The 17,019-nt window shown below is 59.5% G+C and carries 14 protein-coding genes; 7 read left to right on the forward strand and 7 right to left on the reverse strand.

Annotation, left to right across the window (positions count from 1 at the left end):
* The first annotated feature begins 27 nt into the window (after positions 1–27).
* The 3 genes from V9G17_14490 to V9G17_14500 are packed head-to-tail and all read left to right on the forward strand — an operon-like array spanning position 28 to position 3,561.
* Positions 28–2,166 (forward strand): adenylate/guanylate cyclase domain-containing protein, encoded by a 2,139-nt coding sequence (locus tag V9G17_14490; protein ID MEI2753807.1) that lies wholly within the window; start codon positions 28–30, stop codon positions 2,164–2,166.
* Positions 2,167–2,192: 26 nt separating this feature from the next.
* Entirely contained in the window at positions 2,193–2,705 is a 513-nt protein-coding gene (locus V9G17_14495; GenBank protein ID MEI2753808.1) for an SH3 domain-containing protein, read from the forward strand.
* 10 nt (positions 2,706–2,715) lie between these two features.
* Entirely contained in the window at positions 2,716–3,561 is an 846-nt protein-coding gene (locus tag V9G17_14500) for a M48 family metalloprotease (GenBank protein MEI2753809.1), read from the forward strand.
* 130 nt (positions 3,562–3,691) lie between these two features.
* On the opposite strand, the gene V9G17_14505 is transcribed toward V9G17_14500, so the two are convergent.
* The 4 genes from V9G17_14505 to V9G17_14520 form a co-directional block, all read right to left on the reverse strand.
* Entirely contained in the window at positions 3,692–5,632 is a 1,941-nt protein-coding gene (locus V9G17_14505; GenBank protein ID MEI2753810.1) for a cache domain-containing protein, read from the reverse strand.
* Positions 5,632–7,017, reverse strand: a complete 1,386-nt coding sequence (locus V9G17_14510; protein ID MEI2753811.1) for a sigma-54 dependent transcriptional regulator — start codon at positions 7,015–7,017, stop codon at positions 5,632–5,634. Before V9G17_14510 ends, V9G17_14505 begins: the two co-directional genes overlap by 1 nt.
* A gap of 92 nt (positions 7,018–7,109) precedes the next feature.
* Positions 7,110–8,156: a tRNA epoxyqueuosine(34) reductase QueG gene (gene queG, locus V9G17_14515; protein ID MEI2753812.1), complete on the reverse strand. Its 1,047-nt coding sequence runs from the start codon at positions 8,154–8,156 to the stop codon at positions 7,110–7,112.
* Positions 8,141–8,515, reverse strand: coding sequence for a hypothetical protein (locus V9G17_14520; GenBank protein ID MEI2753813.1), 375 nt, complete (start codon positions 8,513–8,515; stop codon positions 8,141–8,143). The genes queG and V9G17_14520 overlap by 16 nt, the downstream gene beginning before the upstream one ends.
* Before the next feature lie 504 nt (positions 8,516–9,019).
* On the opposite strand from V9G17_14520, the gene V9G17_14525 reads away from it, so the two are divergent.
* Positions 9,020–9,601 carry an SRPBCC family protein gene (locus V9G17_14525; protein MEI2753814.1) on the forward strand — a complete coding sequence of 194 codons (582 nt, stop codon included), beginning with the start codon at positions 9,020–9,022 and terminating at the stop codon, positions 9,599–9,601.
* Here the strand turns inward: V9G17_14525 and thiI are convergent.
* From thiI to coaE, 3 genes are all read right to left on the reverse strand, one after another.
* Positions 9,585–10,763 carry a tRNA uracil 4-sulfurtransferase ThiI gene (gene thiI / locus V9G17_14530; GenBank protein MEI2753815.1) on the reverse strand — a complete coding sequence of 393 codons (1,179 nt, stop codon included), beginning with the start codon at positions 10,761–10,763 and terminating at the stop codon, positions 9,585–9,587. The genes V9G17_14525 and thiI overlap by 17 nt on opposite strands.
* A gap of 306 nt (positions 10,764–11,069) precedes the next feature.
* A complete protein-coding gene (gene trxB / locus V9G17_14535) occupies positions 11,070–11,984 on the reverse strand; it encodes a thioredoxin-disulfide reductase (GenBank protein ID MEI2753816.1) in 915 nt (304 codons plus the stop codon).
* A 44-nt stretch (positions 11,985–12,028) separates the two neighbouring features.
* On the reverse strand, positions 12,029–12,631 hold the full coding sequence (gene coaE / locus V9G17_14540) for a dephospho-CoA kinase (protein ID MEI2753817.1): 603 nt from the start codon (positions 12,629–12,631) through the stop codon (positions 12,029–12,031).
* An 84-nt stretch (positions 12,632–12,715) separates the two neighbouring features.
* Here coaE and V9G17_14545 point away from each other — a divergent pair, with 84 nt between their 5' ends.
* The 3 genes from V9G17_14545 to V9G17_14555 all read left to right on the forward strand — a co-directional run bounded on the left by V9G17_14545 (position 12,716) and on the right by V9G17_14555 (position 17,010).
* Positions 12,716–13,762 carry a pectinesterase family protein gene (locus V9G17_14545; protein ID MEI2753818.1) on the forward strand — a complete coding sequence of 349 codons (1,047 nt, stop codon included), beginning with the start codon at positions 12,716–12,718 and terminating at the stop codon, positions 13,760–13,762.
* A gap of 157 nt (positions 13,763–13,919) precedes the next feature.
* Complete coding sequence (locus V9G17_14550; GenBank protein MEI2753819.1) at positions 13,920–14,105, forward strand: hypothetical protein; 186 nt, start codon at positions 13,920–13,922, stop codon at positions 14,103–14,105.
* A 229-nt stretch (positions 14,106–14,334) separates the two neighbouring features.
* Positions 14,335–17,010 carry a glucosidase gene (locus V9G17_14555; GenBank protein ID MEI2753820.1) on the forward strand — a complete coding sequence of 892 codons (2,676 nt, stop codon included), beginning with the start codon at positions 14,335–14,337 and terminating at the stop codon, positions 17,008–17,010.
* The last annotated feature ends 9 nt before the right edge of the window (positions 17,011–17,019 follow it).

Genomic DNA, 17,019 nt, shown 5'->3' on the forward strand with positions numbered 1-17,019 from the left:
TGCACCTTTGATCGTGCAATCGCCTCCATGACCTTCAGTCCCTTTCACAAAAAAATCCTGTCGGCGCTCGCGGTGAGCCTGACGGTCTTTGCCGTCGTGGCCGGGCTCAGTAGTACCCGGTGGTTCGAAGTTGTTGAACTAGAGGCGTTGGACCATCTCGTTCGGCGGTACGCGGATCCTGCCAAAGCCGATTCCAATCTTGTGTTACTCGCCATCGATGAATCGAGCCTCGAAGCATTCGGGCGCTGGCCCTGGCCGCGTGATCGGTTCGGCTACGTCGTCCGCTACCTCAAGCAAGCAGGCGCCAAAGCCGTCGTGTTCGATGTGATGTTCTTCGAGGCGGACGAGAATGCGGAAGAATTCGACCAGTCGTTTGCCGATGACCTGAAGGAGGCAGGTAATGTGTTTCTGCCGATGCTCTTCCAGGCCGAGCCCGCTGCCATCCCGCCTGAGCTGCAGCCTCGCGCGACGGTCACGGTGGAGCTGTCGAATGCGAGACACGCGCCGGATACGCATGCCGGAGTGAAACTGCCGATTCCGGTGCTGGCACAGCAGGCGCGTGGACTGGGTGTCATCAATCTGTCTGCCGACGCAGACGGCCCGACGAGGCGAGTGCCCCTGTTGGGGCAGGTACACGGTAACCTCGTGCCGCACCTCTCGCTGGCGGTGGCGCAATATCTACTCGGCGCGGACCGGCTCTCGATGCGTGACGGGCGCCTGCAGATCGGCGCCCATGACGTTCCGTTGGGGACCGACGGCAACCTGTTGATCGACTGGCATGGTTCGTTGGAGCAGACCTACCATGCGAAGAAGTATTCGATCGGACGGGTCTTGCAGGCCTTCGCGCAGCAGGAGAAAGGCGAACGGCCGTCGCTTGATCCGTCGCTGTTCAAGGACAAGGTCGTGTTTATCGCCGGTACGGCGGCGGGGCTCTACGATCTTCGTGTCACGCCGTTTTCTGCCGCCACGCCGGGCGTGCTCATTCACATGGCGGCGTTGGACAACCTCCTGCACGGGCAGGGCTTGCAAGCCGCTCCAAGGTGGTTTTCGTTCACGACCCTTCTTCTGCTCTGTCTGGCTTCTGCCGGCACGTTTATGTTGTTCCGCTCCTATCCGGTCAAGTTCGGCGTCACGATCGGATTGGCGGTGGCCTACTATGGGTTGGTCGTGCATGCATTTGGCGGACACGAGCGGTGGCTGGAACTGGTCTTTCCTGAAGTGGCTCTGGCCTTGACGTTCGGTTCCGCAGCGACCGTCGAGTATGTGACCGAAGGCAGGCAGCGCCGTCTCATGCGGGCGGCCTTCGACAAGTACATGTCGACTGAGGTGGTCGAAGAGATCATGCGGAACCCCGAGGCCATCAAGCTCGGCGGGGAGAAAAAGGAAATCACGATCTTCTTTTCCGACATCGCGGGCTTTACCACGATCTCGGAGAAGATGTCTCCCGAAGACCTCGTGACCTTGCTGAATCGCTACCTGTCGGCGATGACGATCATCATCAAGAACACGCATCGCGGCAATGTGAACAAGTATCTCGGTGACGGAATCATGGCGCTGTTCGGCGCGCCGCTGGGCGATCCGAAGCACGCGTCGCTGGCCTGTTACGCGGCGTTGGATTGCCAAGTCGAGTTGGCACGCCTCCGGGAGGTCTGGAAGCGGGAGGGGCTGCCGGAGATCGGCGCCAGGATCGGCCTCAACTCCGGTCCCTGCATCGTCGGCAACATGGGGTCCGAGGAGCGCATGGAATACACGGTCACCGGAGATAGTGTGAACCTGGCTTCGCGCCTGGAGGGAGCCAGCAAGTATTACGACACACTGATTCTCATCGGCCAGCGGACGGCCGAATTGGCGAAGAACGACATTGAAGTGCGGGAGATCGATCTGTTACGAGTGAAAGGGAAAAAAGAGCCGGTCGTCGTGTTCGAACTGTTGGCCCGCAAGGGACGGCTGGATGACAAAAAACGGCAAGTCATCGATGTGTATCTGGAAGGGCTGGCGGCCTATAAGATGCGGAATTTCTCAACGGCTTGTGTCAGGTTTTTAGAAGCCGTTGCGCTGGATCCGTCGGACGGGCCTTCTCGGGTATACCTGGAACGATCCACGAATTATCGGCAGATGCCCCCGCCTGTAGAGTGGGACGGCGTCTATGAAATGACCTCAAAATAAGTGGCCGTGCCGAGGGGGAGGAAACTGTGACCGCATCACGATCGTTCTGGATTCCGCTCATTGTCCTGTGGATTGGTCTGTTTGCCTGGGGGACGGATGCCTGGGCCGAAACCGTCTACGTTCAAGCCAAGACGGCTCAACTTCGCGCTGGAAAAACCTCGTTGGATGCGGTGGTCGCAAACGTCAAGTTCGGGGAGGGGCTGGAGGTGGTCGGTCGCGCTGGGAGCTGGCTGGAGGTCAAAACGTCGGCCGGTGCGCGGGGATGGATCTTTGCCAACAAAACATCGACCTCCAAACCGTCCGGGAGCAACGATACTCTGGCCCGGCTTGGCCAGAGTATGCGGGGTGGGGATGCGTCCGCGACCACCGCATCGGCGGGTGCGAGGGGGCTGGACAAGGCGTCCGAGGGGTATGCCGACCGGGCCGGCGTGTCCCCGCGTGATCGGGAGATCGTGGATCGTATGACGGCCTATCACATCCCTGACCAGGATGTGGAGGAGTTTTTGCGGGAAGGGGGGCTCGGTGAATATGCGAAATAACAGGATCTGGATGGCGAGCCTCATGGCGTTGTCGATGAGCGTGGCTGGTTGCGCAGAGGTGCAGCGGGCTGCCGAGGATGTGGCCCGACAGTCCGGTAATCCCCGATTGGCCGGTGCGATCCATGGCGCAGGCAATGTTGTCGGTAGCTTGCTTCCCATCGGCTACGAGGAAGAAGTGTCGATCGGGCAGGCGATAGCCCTGCAAGTCGTGGCACGATACGGCGGTGTGGTGGATCAGCCTGAATTAGTGCGGTATGTGAACCTGGTGGGGAGAGCGGTGGCTAACACGTCTGACCGTCCTGACATCCCGTACCGGGTCGCGATCCTGGATCATGAGTCGATCAATGCGTTTGCCGCGCCTGCCGGGTATATTTTTGTGACGCGTGGCCTGCTCAGGCAGATCAAGAATGAGGCGGAACTCGCCGCCGTTTTGGGACATGAAATCGCGCACGTGAGTGAAAAACACATTCTTGATGTGATTCAACGCAGCAAGCGCCTGGCCGGGGTGACCGAAGCGGGTCTCTCCTATGCGACGAGTAATCCGGCTGCGTTCAAGGGCGTGATCGACGGCGCCGTCAAGAAGCTGCTCGATGAGGGGTTTGACCAGGAGAAAGAAACCGACGCCGATACGGTGGGCGACGTGTTTGCCGCGCGAGTCGGATACGATGCGGAGGCCTATGTGGGCCTCCTGACGCGGTTGCGGGATCTCAAGGGCGACGACCGCGCGCTGTTCAAGACCCATCCCAACTTTTCCGCGCGAATCGAGGCGGTGGAGAAAACCATTCGTGCCCAGCATCTTGCCTCCAACGGCTTGCTGTTGCAGGAACGGTTCCTCCGCATGACCAAACGCGTCTGACAGGATGCTGAAACAGGCTGCCAGCGGCGTTCTCGCATCGTTCAGACCCTCGACGTACCCAGCGGGTACGCCTCGGCTCTTCACTCGCTGCGGCCTTGCTGAGCAACCTGTTTGAGCCTCCTGCGGGTGGTCAGCTCCCAGCGCGGCGAAAGCGCAGCGTGCAGGTGGTTCCCTTCCCCAGGTTGCTGTTGATGATCAGCGTTCCACCGTTATCTTCGATGAGCCGTTTGACGTTGGTGAGGCCGAGCCCGGTTCCATAGTCTTTGGTCGTGAAGAAGGGCTCGAAGATTCGTGAGAGGTGTTCCGCCGCGATGCCGCTTCCGGTATCGGCCACCTCAATGTCCACCTCGTTGTCACGCCCGGTCCTGGTCGTCAGGGTCAGTATTCCTCCTTCCGGCATCGCTTCCCGTGCATTGATCAGGAGGTTCACCAGAGCCTCCTTGACCTGTTCCGGGTCGACCTGAATCTGGGGTAGATCGCGCCCGAACCGCTGCTCGACTCGGATGCGTTCATGGCCACCCTGTGCGTGCCACTGTTTCAGAGCGGCGTGGACGACGTCTTCTGCACGTTCCACCTTGAAGTCCGGTGGCTTTTGCCTGGCATATCGGAGAAAGTCGTGTAGTCGGAGGGAGAGTTTGTCGACCTCATCGATGATGTAACGTGCCATTTCCTGGCGGAGAGGTTCTTCCTGCGGCCCCTCCAGCACGACTTGTGCGGAACTCCGGATAACGCCGAGCGGGTTCCGTAGATCGTGGGCGAGGGCGGCGAGCAGTTGTCCCACCGATGCCAGCTTTTCCTGCCGGATCAGCTCATGTTGCTGTGACCGGATCGTCCGCAGGTTTTCCTCCAGCACCTCCCGCATGGCTGCGAAGCTCGAGGCCAGGTCTTCAATTTCATCACCGGTCTGATAGCTCGGTGAAAGCAACGGGGTGAGAGGGGGTGTTGCGTTGCTGCTCTCCGGTAAGGCCAGTGTGAGGCGAAGGCCCTCCGCTTCGCGCTGAAGCGCCACGATCGGCTTCACAATGCGATACCCGACGAGGAATCCGAAGGCCGAGAGCACGATGACCAGTCCGAAGCCGATCATGCCGACCGTCAGCAGCAGGGAATAGATCGGCGCATAGGTTTCCTCCGGCGCCTGTCGGATAAACGCATACCATCGGTTGCCGTCGAGGCTCGACGGCGTCAGCGGATGTGTCAGCTGCACCGGCGCCGCTCCAACGATGGCATCGCGGCCGCCATGCGCGTCATCGTCCGCAACCAGCCACAGGGGGTGATCCAAGGTCAGTTGGTTCATCAAGGCCGATGGAATCAAATGCGCGGTGGGCGGCAAGACCGGGCAGATCAACGGCGTGCCTTGCGTATCGAGCAACATGGCGTGACCGGTATTCCCGATGTGGATGGGCAGGATCATCTGGGTCAGGAGATTGCGGCGGATGACGAGGTCGACGACGCCGATGGGGGCGTGGCGACTGTCGTCCAGAATGGAGACGGCCACATGGAAGACCATGTCGTTGATCTGAGGATCGAACACCACGTTACTGACGTAGGACGTGCCGGGTGTGGCCTGCATAGCTTCACGCCACCAGGCGGCATCTGCCTGTTGCGGAGGCAGTTGCGGATCCGTTGAGGCGACGACCAGGCCCTGTCGGTCGGCAATGGTGACACGCACATAGTGCCGGGACTCGCGCGCCCATTCGTCGAGGTAGCTTGTGGTGTCCTGGCCCACCACTGGTGAGCTGCCGGCGTTCTGATGTGTCGATGACGAGCTGCGCGGTGCCGGGGCGGATGCGGAGCGTGCGCGTTGATTTGCGAGCAGGACCGGTTGGCGGATGTGCAAGGGGACGAGGGTCAGCCGGATGGCCCGATCGATTTCATTGTCGACTGCGGCCGCAAGGCGAATGGAGGTCGAGCGCGCGATCTCCTGAAAGCCTTCCCCGATGGCTTGTTTGAGGGTGGCGGTGCTGGAACGGTAGGTCGCCCACAGCGCGACCATGCCAGGCACGATGCCGACAATCAGCAGCGCGACGAAAAACTTCCGCTGGAGTCCGCCGGTTCCTTGTGCGAGGCGCATCAGCCTGAGGGCAACGACAGGTTATGTTTGGCCATTCGATACCGCAGTGTGTTGCGCGTGATTTTGAGCAGCCGGCTGGCTTCCGACACGTTGCCTCCGGTTTTTTGCAGCGCCTCCTGGAGCATCGTTTTTTCGACTTCCTCAACGGAGAGTCCCAGCGCGAGGAGTGACGGTGTGCCGGCCGGTGCTGCCTCGGTTGGCGTCGGTGCGGTCTTGAGCGAGGCCGGCAGATGCTCGTGCGTGATCTCGCCCTGTTTGCAGGTGATGGTCAGCCATTCCACGACATTGTGCAGTTCCCGCACGTTTCCCGGCCAGGGATACCGTTTGAGGATGGCGAGCGCCTCGGCGGTAATGCCTTTGATTCGACTTCCTCGCTCCCGACGAGCCTGGCCAAGGAACTGAGTCAGAATCGGCTCGATGTCCTCCGGCCGTTCGCGCAGGGGCGGCATCCGGAGTTGGTAGACGTTCAGGCGATAGTAGAGGTCCAGGCGGAAACGACCGGCTTTGATGAGGTCCGGTAATTCCTGGTTGGTCGCGGCGATGACGCGGATATCGACGGCGACACTGCGTACTCCGCCCAGTGGTTCCACGATATGCTGTTCGAGGACGCGCAGGAGTTTGGCCTGGGCCGTCAAACTCAGTTCGCCGATTTCGTCCAGGAACAACGTGCCTCGGTCGGCCGTTTGAAAGCGTCCCGGTTTGGATTTTTTTGCGTCGGTAAAGGCACCCTTCTCATACCCGAACAGTTCGGATTCCAACAGGTGCTCGGGAATGCCGGCGCAGTTGAGGGCCACCATCGGGCCTTGGGCGCGTGGGCTGACGAGGTGGATGGCGCGCGCGAGAAGATCCTTGCCCGTTCCGCTTTCGCCTGTAATGAGTATGGACGCGTCGGTCTGCGCGACCTCCCGAGCAAGCCGCTTCACGAGTTCCATTTCTTTGGAGACGCTGACAATGCGGTCGAAGCCGAACTGTTCATGCAACCCTGCCCGCAGGATGCGATTGTCCCGGGCGAGCTGTCGGACTTGCAGCGCGCGGGCAATGACGATCTTGAGCTCTTCATTGTCGACGGGCTTGGAGATGTAGTCGTAGGCGCCTTTCTGCATGGCCTCGACGGCCGACTTGACGGTGCCGTATCCGGTCACGATCAGCACCGGCACATCGGGCAGCTGTTGCCGGGCTGCGTCCAGCACGTCCATGCCCGAGACGGTACCCAATTGGAGGTCTGTAATGATCATGTCGAGGGAGTCGTGCTCTTGGATCATGCGGAGGGCTTCGTCGCCCGAGCGGGCCAGGAGCAACTGATACCCGGCAGGTTTCAGCACCAGCTCAAAGAGCCGTCGCATTCGTTCTTCATCTTCGACGATTAGGAGGGTGGGTGCGTGCATGGCCTCGCAACCGGCTGAGGTGGGTCCTCGCATCCGTGAGGACGTGAGACGTAGCCTACCACTATCGGCGGGGGAGAAACAGTGGGTGTGGCTTAGCGGGGATCGGTATTCGACGGAGAAGTGGTGGTGCGGACCTCGGCGGGTGCGACGTCGTTGGACAGTGCCCAGGAGAGATTGCGTTGGAGCCCCGAATATTTTGTGCGGCGGACGGGACTGTGTTTGAACGTTGCGGCGAAGGTCTGCTCATCCATCTTCGTTAGGGCCAGCAGCGAAGGAGCGCTGGTGAGTGTGGAGGGTTGGAAGCCTGGTTCGCTGGTTGGTCTGGATTGGACGTTGTAGGGACAGATGTCTAGACAATCGTCACAGCCGAAAATTCGGTTGCCCAGCTTTCGCCGGAGGTCATCCGCGATCGGCGGTTCGGTACCGCGAAGTTCGATGGTCAGGTAGGAGATGCAGCGCCCGGCATCGACGACGTACGGCTCGGTGATCGCGCCGGTCGGACAGGCCTGAATGCAGAGCGTGCAGCTGCCGCAGAGATCGGTTCCCGCCTCATCCGGCTCCAGCTCCAGAGTCGTCAGAATTTCTCCCAGGAGCAGCCAGGAGCCGAAGTCTGTCGAGACGAGATTGGAATGTTTGCCGATCCAGCCAAGGCCGGCCTGCTGGGCCCAGGCCTTCTCCATCACCGGCCCCGTGTCGACGTAGGTCCGGTTGAGGCTCTGTGGAGCCAAGGTGCCGATGCGCTCGGCGAGTTGGGCCAATCTGTCGCCAAGGATCTTGTGATAGTCGAGGCCCCAGGCATAACGGGCAATGCGCCCGTTTCCCGGACGTTCGTCGGCCCGATGGCCCGTGTAATAGTTCATGCCGACAGAAATGATCGATCGGCAGCCGGGTAGCACTTGCGCAGGATCGGCTCGCCGTTGGGGATCACGGACCATCCATGCCATGGTGGCGTGGTAGCCACGTCTCAGCCATTCTTGCAGTCGGTCGAGCAGCTCACCCGTCGAGGCCTGATGATTCCGGTTCGTGGGTGAGATCGCTTGGGTGGGCAGCAGGCTGATGCCGACGGCGTCAAACCCGATTTCTCGGGCGGCTTGTTTGATGGCGTCGGTCAGGGGCGCGGACATTACGGTTTCGCGCACTCGAATCGCACCATGAATTGTCCAGTGCAATGGTCGGAATCGCAGCGGGTGCATTGACCGGTGATGCGAGTCTTCCAGTCCGTGCCTTTTTGATCAAAGGTGCAAAAGGTGCGGCCGGCTTTGGAGATGGTCGTCCACGGTTTGTCGGTTCCCGGGAGGCGGGCGATGACGCAGCCGGCCGGGATCGGCACCTGACATTGGTGAGTAGGGTCGCCTTTCGCCATGCCGAAACTGCAGGATTGTTCGGTGGTCGCAGAGGAGTCAGGCGGGGCTTGGGCCTGCGCCTCGTCGAGAACAAGGCCCCATGCAAGGGCACCGCAGAGCAAGAGGGGGAGGATCGGATGAATCAGCCAAGACATGCTGGGGTAACTCCCGTAAAAATTGTCATGGTACCACAGCGGTCGTTTCCGCAGCGAATCCTCCCCGGAGAGTCTGGTCCACGCAAGCCTTGTTCTTGCCGATGCTGTTCAGGGACTGTTCAAAAACCACCGCTGGTATATGTTGGGAAGTATCTCGTCTGGGTGAGGAGACCCGTCAGGATTCGTGCTGGTCTTTCGTCTTGCCGCGACATAGCTCTTCAGGCTCCCGCCATGTTTGCGATATGATCATCCGGTCATCAGGCATGAGTCATGTCGCCCTGCGCTCTGCTCGCACTGCGCGTATTCAATGAGTATACTGATTGAGTAGGGTTTGAAATGGCTCTCGATTTCGAGCGTCGGATTGGGCAAATGGTTTCAAGGTGTGGAGGCACTGATGAGCGTTGGTTCCGCAATCCCCCGGACGTCGCGTCCGTCTGAGAATCGTCACCTTGTTCGGGTCGTGACCCCCACCCTTCTACTGTGATGCACAGGCTACGATTTGTCGTGAGATTGGTTGTATTGGCATTCGGTTGCTTGCTGGCTCTGATGGCAGAGCCGGTCGGGAGCGCGAGGGCTGGAGAGGTTGGGCCAGACCATCTGCTCCGGGCTCTTGTCGTGCAGCCCGATCCTGAAGGTGGCGTTCGGGCAACGGCCACCCTGCTGTTTCCCGGCGGTCCTGCCGTTCTCCAGTCGATCCTGTCAGAGTACCGCAACTGGCCTGAACTCTTTGAGACCCAGATGCGGGTGGCGCAGGTTGAAGAGCGGGAGGGGCGGGTCCTCACGGATATCTATATTTCACATGCGCTTCTGCCCGGTGAACAGCGACTACTTTGTGAATCGCGGCCATTGCCGGGCGGAGGGCTCATCACGCACCTCAAGGGAGGGGATTTCACGCGGTATCATCGGGAGTGGCGGCTACAACCTGCCGGGGATGGCACTCAGACGCGAGCGGAGTTCGACCTATTGATCGAGGCAAAGACGCTCATCCCGGATTGGCTGGTCGCCGTGGCCATGGAACGGGAGCTCAATACCCACTTTCGGCTGGTTCGAGAACGCGCCTTGGATCGAGTCACGAAGGAAAGGTAAACGTCGACAGCTCGGCTTTTTCAACGCCCTGTTTGACGAAGGCACTGATCTCCAGGCCCCGTTCGATGCGCAGGATATCGTCCAGCTTAGTTTTGGTACTCGGGTGGAGCGGTACGAAGAGTTTGCAGCAGTCTTGATCCGGCTCAATCGATGTCGTGAAGCTCCCGATCTGCTGCGCCTGCTCGGTAATTTCGATCTTGTCCATGCCAATCAACGGGCGCAGGAGCGGGAGTTCCGCGGCCGCCTCCACCACCGAGAGATTCTCCGGCGTTTGCGACGCGACTTGGCCGAGGCTATCGCCGGTGACCAGTGCCCAGCAGCCGTGAGGCCGCGCGAGTTCCTCCGCGATGCGTACCATGATTCGTCGATACAACACGACACGAAAGGCCGCCGGGGCGTTTGCGACGATCTCACGTTGAATCTCGCCGAAGGGCACAATGTAGAGCTGCGAATGGTATTGATAGGCCGTCAGCAGTCGGACCAGTTCCTGGACCTTCTCCTCTGAATCGCGACTCACCAACGGGCGTCCGGAGAAATGCACGAAGACGGCTTTGCAGCCGCGTTTCATCATCCGGTAGGCCGCCACAGGGGAGTCGATGCCGCCGGAAATCAAGCAGGCCACTTTCCCACTGGTGCCCACCGGCATGCCGCCCGGGCCCTGAATCTTTTGTGCCGCGACATGAGCTTCTTTGGTGAGCAGCTCGATGTAGAGGGTCAAGTCCGGCTGTTTCAGCTTCACGGCTTTCCCCGTGGTGTCGTGCAGATACCCGCCGACTTCACGTTCGACATCCATGGAGGTCAGCGGCAGGCGTTTATCCGCGCGTTTGGCCGTCACCCGAAACGAGTTGAATGTCTGTTCGGAGAGCTGTCGCTGGGCGACCTGTTTGATGGTCGTCAGATCCGGCGCCGTGAGGTCCAACGGCACGGATTCGGTCAGCAGAAAGTTTGACACTCCACACGTGCGGCGGAGTCGCTCAGTCACCAGGTCGGGCGTCACTTCATCGGGAATCGTCACCCGGATGCGTCCCTGCAGCGATTCGATGCGCCGGATCTTTAGATCTGTCAGTGCCAGGCGGAGATTGCGAACGAGCCGTTGTTCGAAGAAATCGCGGTTGCGACCTTTGAGGGCGAGTTCGTGGTAGTGGACAATGGCGCAACGCATAGTGTCGGTCGCTGAAAACCTCCCCCAGCGGCGTTCTCGCTCGCTTCTCCTTCCTCACGTACCGCCAAGGGTACGCTCAGTCGGCCAAGCTCTCTGCGGCCTTACTGGGAGAACTTTTGAGCGACCTCCTTCCGGGGTAATCGCGGTATTAGTTTCTCAAGAATTACTCGCCGCCGCCGAGCTCGAACTTCGTCCCCGGCTCGACGATATCCTCAACGGACCGCAAGGGTACGCCTCCGGTTTTGCTTCGTCTGCGGCCTCGCCGGACGTCCATTTTGAGCATCCTGCCGGAGTCGCATTCGAGAATCATTCATTTTCCAGAAACCGCTCGGCGTCGATGGCGGCCATGCAGCCGGAGCCGGCCGCGGTAATGGCTTGGCGGTATTTCGTATCCTGGACATCGCCTGCGGCAAACACGCCGGCGACGTTGGTGGCCGTCCCTTGCGAGGTGAGGAGGTATCCCTTCTCATCCATGTTGAGTTGGCCTTTGAAGAGATCGGTGTTGGGCCGGTGTCCGATGGCGACGAAGACGCCGTCACAGGCCAGGTCCGTGGAGGTGCCGGTGACGATATTCTTGAGACGGACTCCTGTTACCACGTCTTGGCCGAGGATGTCTTCGACGACAGAATTCCACGCGAAGGAAATTTTTTCATTTTTCATCGCGCGGTCCTGCATGATTTTCGAGGCCCGCAGCTTATCCCGTCGGTGGACCACAGTGACGGTTCGGGCGAATTTCGTGAGGAAGTTAGCCTCTTCCAGTGCGCTGTCGCCGCCGCCCACGACCACTAAATCTTTTCCGCGAAAGAAGTAGCCGTCGCAGGTTGCGCAGGTCGAGACGCCATGTCCGATCAGCCGGGTTTCATTCGGTACGCCCAGCGCAATAGCCGACGCGCCGGTGGCCAGAATCAGGGTCGCCGCTTTCACCGTCTGTTCTCCGTCGATAGTCAGGCGAAACGGCCGTTGTGTGAGGTCCACGGCAGAGACATCGCCGGTCAAGAATTCAGTGCCGAAGCGCTCAGCCTGGCCCCGCATTTCCTTCATGAGCTCGGGCCCCATGATTCCTTTGGAAAAGCCCGGATAGTTTTCGACCTCCGTAGTCGTCGTGAGTTGCCCGCCGGACTGCCAGCCTTCGATGAGCAGTGGGGACAAATTCGCCCGCGCGGCATAGATGGCGGCGGTCAGGCCGGCAGGACCGGAACCGATAATGACGACGTTGTGCATGCGTGGATGCTAACACACCGAAGGCGCGAGGGAAAAGCTGTGATCTAGGCGAGGGTGCGTAACTCGCGGTAGAGCCGTTTGGCCAGCGCCAGCAGGCGTGGCCGGACTGTGGTTCCGTCGAGCAGATAGTCTGCGGCTGCGGCCTTTTCCTTGAGCGGCATTTGGCTGCGGATGCGCCGGATGGCTTCAGTGCGGGTGAATCCATTGCGTTTCTTCAGGCGGGCAATTTGGGTTTCGCGGTCGGCAGTGACGACGATAGTGGTATCCACCCGCTTGTCGATGCCGGCTTCGTACAGGAGTGGGACATCGTAGATGACCACGGCTTTGGGATCTTTGCGAGCGGCTTGTCTTGTCAGCCTGGCCTGTTCACGCGCGACGCGGGGGTGAATGATTTGCTCCAGGCGACGCAATTTGGTTCGGCTCCGGAACACGACGGCGCCCAGGGCCTGGCGATTGAGGGTACGATCGGGATTGAGGACGGCCTTGCCGAAGGTTTCGATGATCGCGCGCCAGGCCGGCTTGCCCGGCTCCACCACTTGGTGGGCCAGCGCATCGGCATCGATGACGACCGCCCCGCATCGTTCGAACATGTTCGCCACCGTGCTTTTGCCGGTCGCAATGCCGCCGGTGAGGCCCACAAGGATCATAACGCGGGAAGATAGCATGGGGGGCGAGTGCTCGCAATGACGCTCGATTGACTTCTCTCCATGCCCGGCGGTATGACCATTCGTATGAAGAATATGAGAACGTGCCTCGTCGTTGTCCTTGCGCTGTGCATGTCAGTCGGGGGCGTGAGCCTATCCCTCGCCCTCGCCCTCGCGCGGGCAGAAGAGCCGGCGCCCGCCGAACGGCAGCCGCTGGTGGTGGCCTTGGATGACTCAGGTCAGTATCACTCCATTCAGGAAGCGGTGGATGCCGCAAAGAAGGGCGACACCATTCTCATCAAGCCCGGCGCCTATGCCGAGGATGTCACCATTCACAGCAAAGAAAATGTCCGATTGGTCGGGGCCGGTATGGATCAAGTGACGATCCTGGGACGTGAACGTGTCGGGGTCTTCCATGTCGGGAAGTGGCCCTATGGTGCGACGAACATCGAGATCTCCGGCCTCACGATCAACGAACATGGCGGCCACGCGATGGGGATGTTCAACGGCCGTGGTATCACCCTGCATCATGTGCGCGTCAAGGGCATGTTGTTTACGCAGCAGGTGGAAGATGTGCGCATCGAGGACTGTATTATCGGCGGCAGTGAAACCACCGGTGTGCAATTTGCCAATTCCCAGGCGGTCATGCGAAGCAATTTCATCCATGACAATGACCATGGGGTGAGTGTCGCGGGTAAATCCACGGTTCGCCTCGAACGAAATGTCATCACCAGGAGCCTGTTTGAGGCGGTGATTGTGAATGATGAGTCGAAGGCGGCTTTGGTCGGCAATACCTTTGTGAAAAACGGAGGAGGCGCGGCGTTTCTGGGGACGTCACAAAATGAAGTGTCCGGCAACATCGTGAGCCTCAACGCCTATGGATTCGTGGTGGCTTCCTCCAGCCGGGTGCTGTTATCTTACAATGCCATGCAGAATTCCGGGTCGAACTATCTCCGGCACGGAACGCCCAACCAGCCTGCGCCAGACTTAAAGCCTGATTCGGATTTGACGGTGGATCCGCGATTCGTTGACACTGCCCGGGATGACTTCAGGCTCCGTGCCGATACGGCGCTCGTGAAAATCGGTGAGTTTCCCTATCTTGGAGCCCTGCCCCCGCTTCCCAAATCGCACTGACTTCCGGCAAGAAAGCGGCAACAAATTCAGCGGTTAGGCATCTCACCTAGCCGCAGAATTCCTTGTGCTATGCTTCATTGTGCGCATGGCATACAGGTTTCTTGGGCGTGGCTCAAGAATTGCTGTACTACGACCGAGAAGGGATTGGAGGTAACAGGTGGCCAGCTTCAGATTCGACCTGGAAAAGCGGAGTACCGACGGAATTCCCAACCTCGCAGAGGTGGAATCGGGCAAGGTTCTTGGGGCCATCTTGCCGATGTCCGAGCAGGCACAACTGCAATTGCGGGACAGCATTGAGGTCATCGACTACCTCATGAACCAAGAAGGCGTGGTTTGGAGTTAGGGCCTGTGTCTTCCCGCTGAGTGTCCCTTTCTGTTCCTTCCCCATTCACTGTCAGTACCTATCTTTCATCGCCGGTTCTTTCACGACGTGATCGGTTTCCTTGATTCTAGTCTTCAGCCGCAGCGCGGTCCTCGTGTCCTCACCTCATTGGCTTGAATCTCAGTTGAATCTTTTTCGGGCCGAGCGCATGCTGCGGCTCGAGTTGCATTCACCTGGGAGACCCTGTCCTATGCCGACATTGCCCGGAGGAGGGACTGCTCGTCCGTCATCGGCCGAGCAGCAGCGCTTGGATGAAGACGATCTGCGCCGGAAACATTGGAAACGCTGGGGGCCCTATGTCAGCGAACGGGCGTGGGGGACGGTCCGCGAGGACTACAGCCCTTACGGAACGGCCTGGGAAGCGGTGTCCCACGACCATGCTCGCTCGAAAGCCTACCGCTGGAATGAGGACGGATTAGCCGGAATCTGCGATCGGCACCAGTTCATCTGTCTCGCGCTGGCCCTCTGGAACGGGCGGGATTCGATTCTTAAAGAACGGATGTTCGGCCTCACGGGGAACGAAGGCAATCACGGAGAGGATTGCAAAGAGTATTATTTCTATCTCGACTCCACGCCCACGCATTCCTACATGAAGTTTCTCTATAAGTATCCGCAGGCGGCATTCCCCTATACGCGACTGGTCGAAGAAAATCGACGCCGAGGCCGGACCGACCCTGAATTCGAATTGCTTGATACGGGAATATTCGACGACGACAGGTACTTCGACGTCGGTGTCGAATACGCCAAGGCCTCACCGGAGGATCTGCTGATGCGGATCCAGATCATTAATCGCGGCACGGAGCCGGCTCAACTGACGGTGTTGCCGACGATCTGGTTTCGCAACACCTGGTCGTGGGGGCTCGATGTGCGCCGCCCACGGATGCGGAAAGGCGACTCCACGCCGTCGGTCAGTATCGTGGAGTTCGACCATGAGTATTACGGGCCGCGGCACTTGCTCTGTGAGGGGGGCCCGGACCTGCTCTTCACCGAAAATGAAACCAACACACGGCGTCTCTATGGCGATGTGGATGGTGCGCGGTATGTGAAAGACGGGATCAATGACTATGTCGTACAGGGCGACAAGAGCGCAGTCAATCCAGACCAGATCGGATCCAAGGCCGCCGCGCATTATGTAGTGACCGCATTGCCCGGGCAGCCAGTGACGATTCGATTGCGCTTCACGAACGGGGCAACCAGGGAGGCGCTCGATCCGCAAGTGGTCGATGCACTGTTTGCCAAGCGCTTGAAGGAGGCGGATGAATTTTATGCCGCCTTGGCCCCTGCGGACGTGTCCGATGATGCACGAATGGTGCAGCGGCAGGCGTTCGCCGGGCTCTTGTGGAGCAAGCAGTTCTATCATTACGAAGTCGATCGCTGGCTGAAAGGCGACCCGGCGGGAACGGAACCTCCGCAGGAGCGGCTGCACGGGAGAAATGCCGACTGGACGCATCTTTACAATGCCGACGTGATTTCCATGCCGGATAAATGGGAATACCCCTGGTATGCGGCCTGGGATCTGGCGTTTCACTGCGTGCCGATCGCGCTTGTTGATCCCCGTTTTGCGAAGGATCAGCTCGTCCTCATGCTGCGTGAATGGTATATGCATCCCAACGGGCAAATTCCGGCGTACGAATGGGCCTTGGGTGATGTGAATCCGCCGGTCCATGCCTGGGCGACCTGGCGGGTCTACAAGATCGAGAAGAAACGGAAAGGCGTCGGCGATCGCATCTTTCTAGAGCGGGTTTTCCATAAGCTCCTGCTGAATTTTACTTGGTGGGTGAATCGGAAAGATGCCGAGGGAAAGAATATTTTTCAGGGCGGATTCTTAGGGCTGGACAACATCGGCGTATTTGACCGCAGCAAGCCGTTGCCCACTGGTGGCCAGATCGAGCAATCTGATGCGACCAGTTGGATGGGGATGTATTGCCTGAACATGTTATCCATCGCGCTGGAACTCGCGCGGGAAGATCGGGCCTATGAAGATGTCGCGAGCAAGTTCTTCGAGCATTTTGTGTATATCTGCCGGGCGATGAACAATATCGGGGATGCGAAGATCGAACTCTGGAACAAAGACGACGGGTTTTTTTACGATGTGCTGCACCTGCCGGACGGGACAAGTTTCCCGATGAAGGTCCGGTCGATGGTCGGGTTGATTCCCCTGTTTGCGGTGGAGACGTTGGATTCTGAGCTCATCGACCGGTTGCCGCGTTTTAAGCACCGGATGCAATGGTTCATCGAAAACCGCCCGGACTTCAGCCTGCATATTGAAACGTTGTCGCATGACGGGGAGGTGCGGCGCTTCTTATCACTCGTCAATCGGCATCGACTGCCCAAGGTCCTGCGGTACATGTTGGATGAGCAGGAGTTTTTGTCACCGTATGGCGTACGGGCTTTGTCCCGTTACCATAAGGACCATCCCTACGTGCTCTCGATGATGGGGACGAGTCAGTCCGTCGACTATCAGCCTGCGGAATCCGCCAACGGTCTATTCGGGGGGAATTCTAATTGGCGGGGGCCGATCTGGTTTCCCGTGAACTACCTCCTGATCGAATCGCTCCAGAAGTTTCACTATTATTTGGGCGACAGCTTTACGATTGAGTATCCGACGGGATCGGGGCAGAAGCGCAATCTCGCCGACGTGGCTGCGGAGCTTTCTCGGCGGCTCACGCATACCTTTCTGCGTGGGCCCGATGGTCGGCGTCCCGTCTACGGTGGGACCGACAAGTTTCAGCAGGATCCGCATTGGCGCGACCTCATCTTGTTTTATGAATATTTCCACGGCGACAACGGTGCCGGGATCGGTGCGAGTCATCAAACCGGCTGGACTGGGTTGGTGGCCAAATTGATTCAGCAGTCAGGCCAGTAAGCCGGAGGC

It is taken from the genome of Nitrospira sp. (assembly GCA_037045225.1).
In the GTDB taxonomy this organism is placed as follows: Bacteria; Nitrospirota; Nitrospiria; order Nitrospirales; family Nitrospiraceae; genus Nitrospira_A.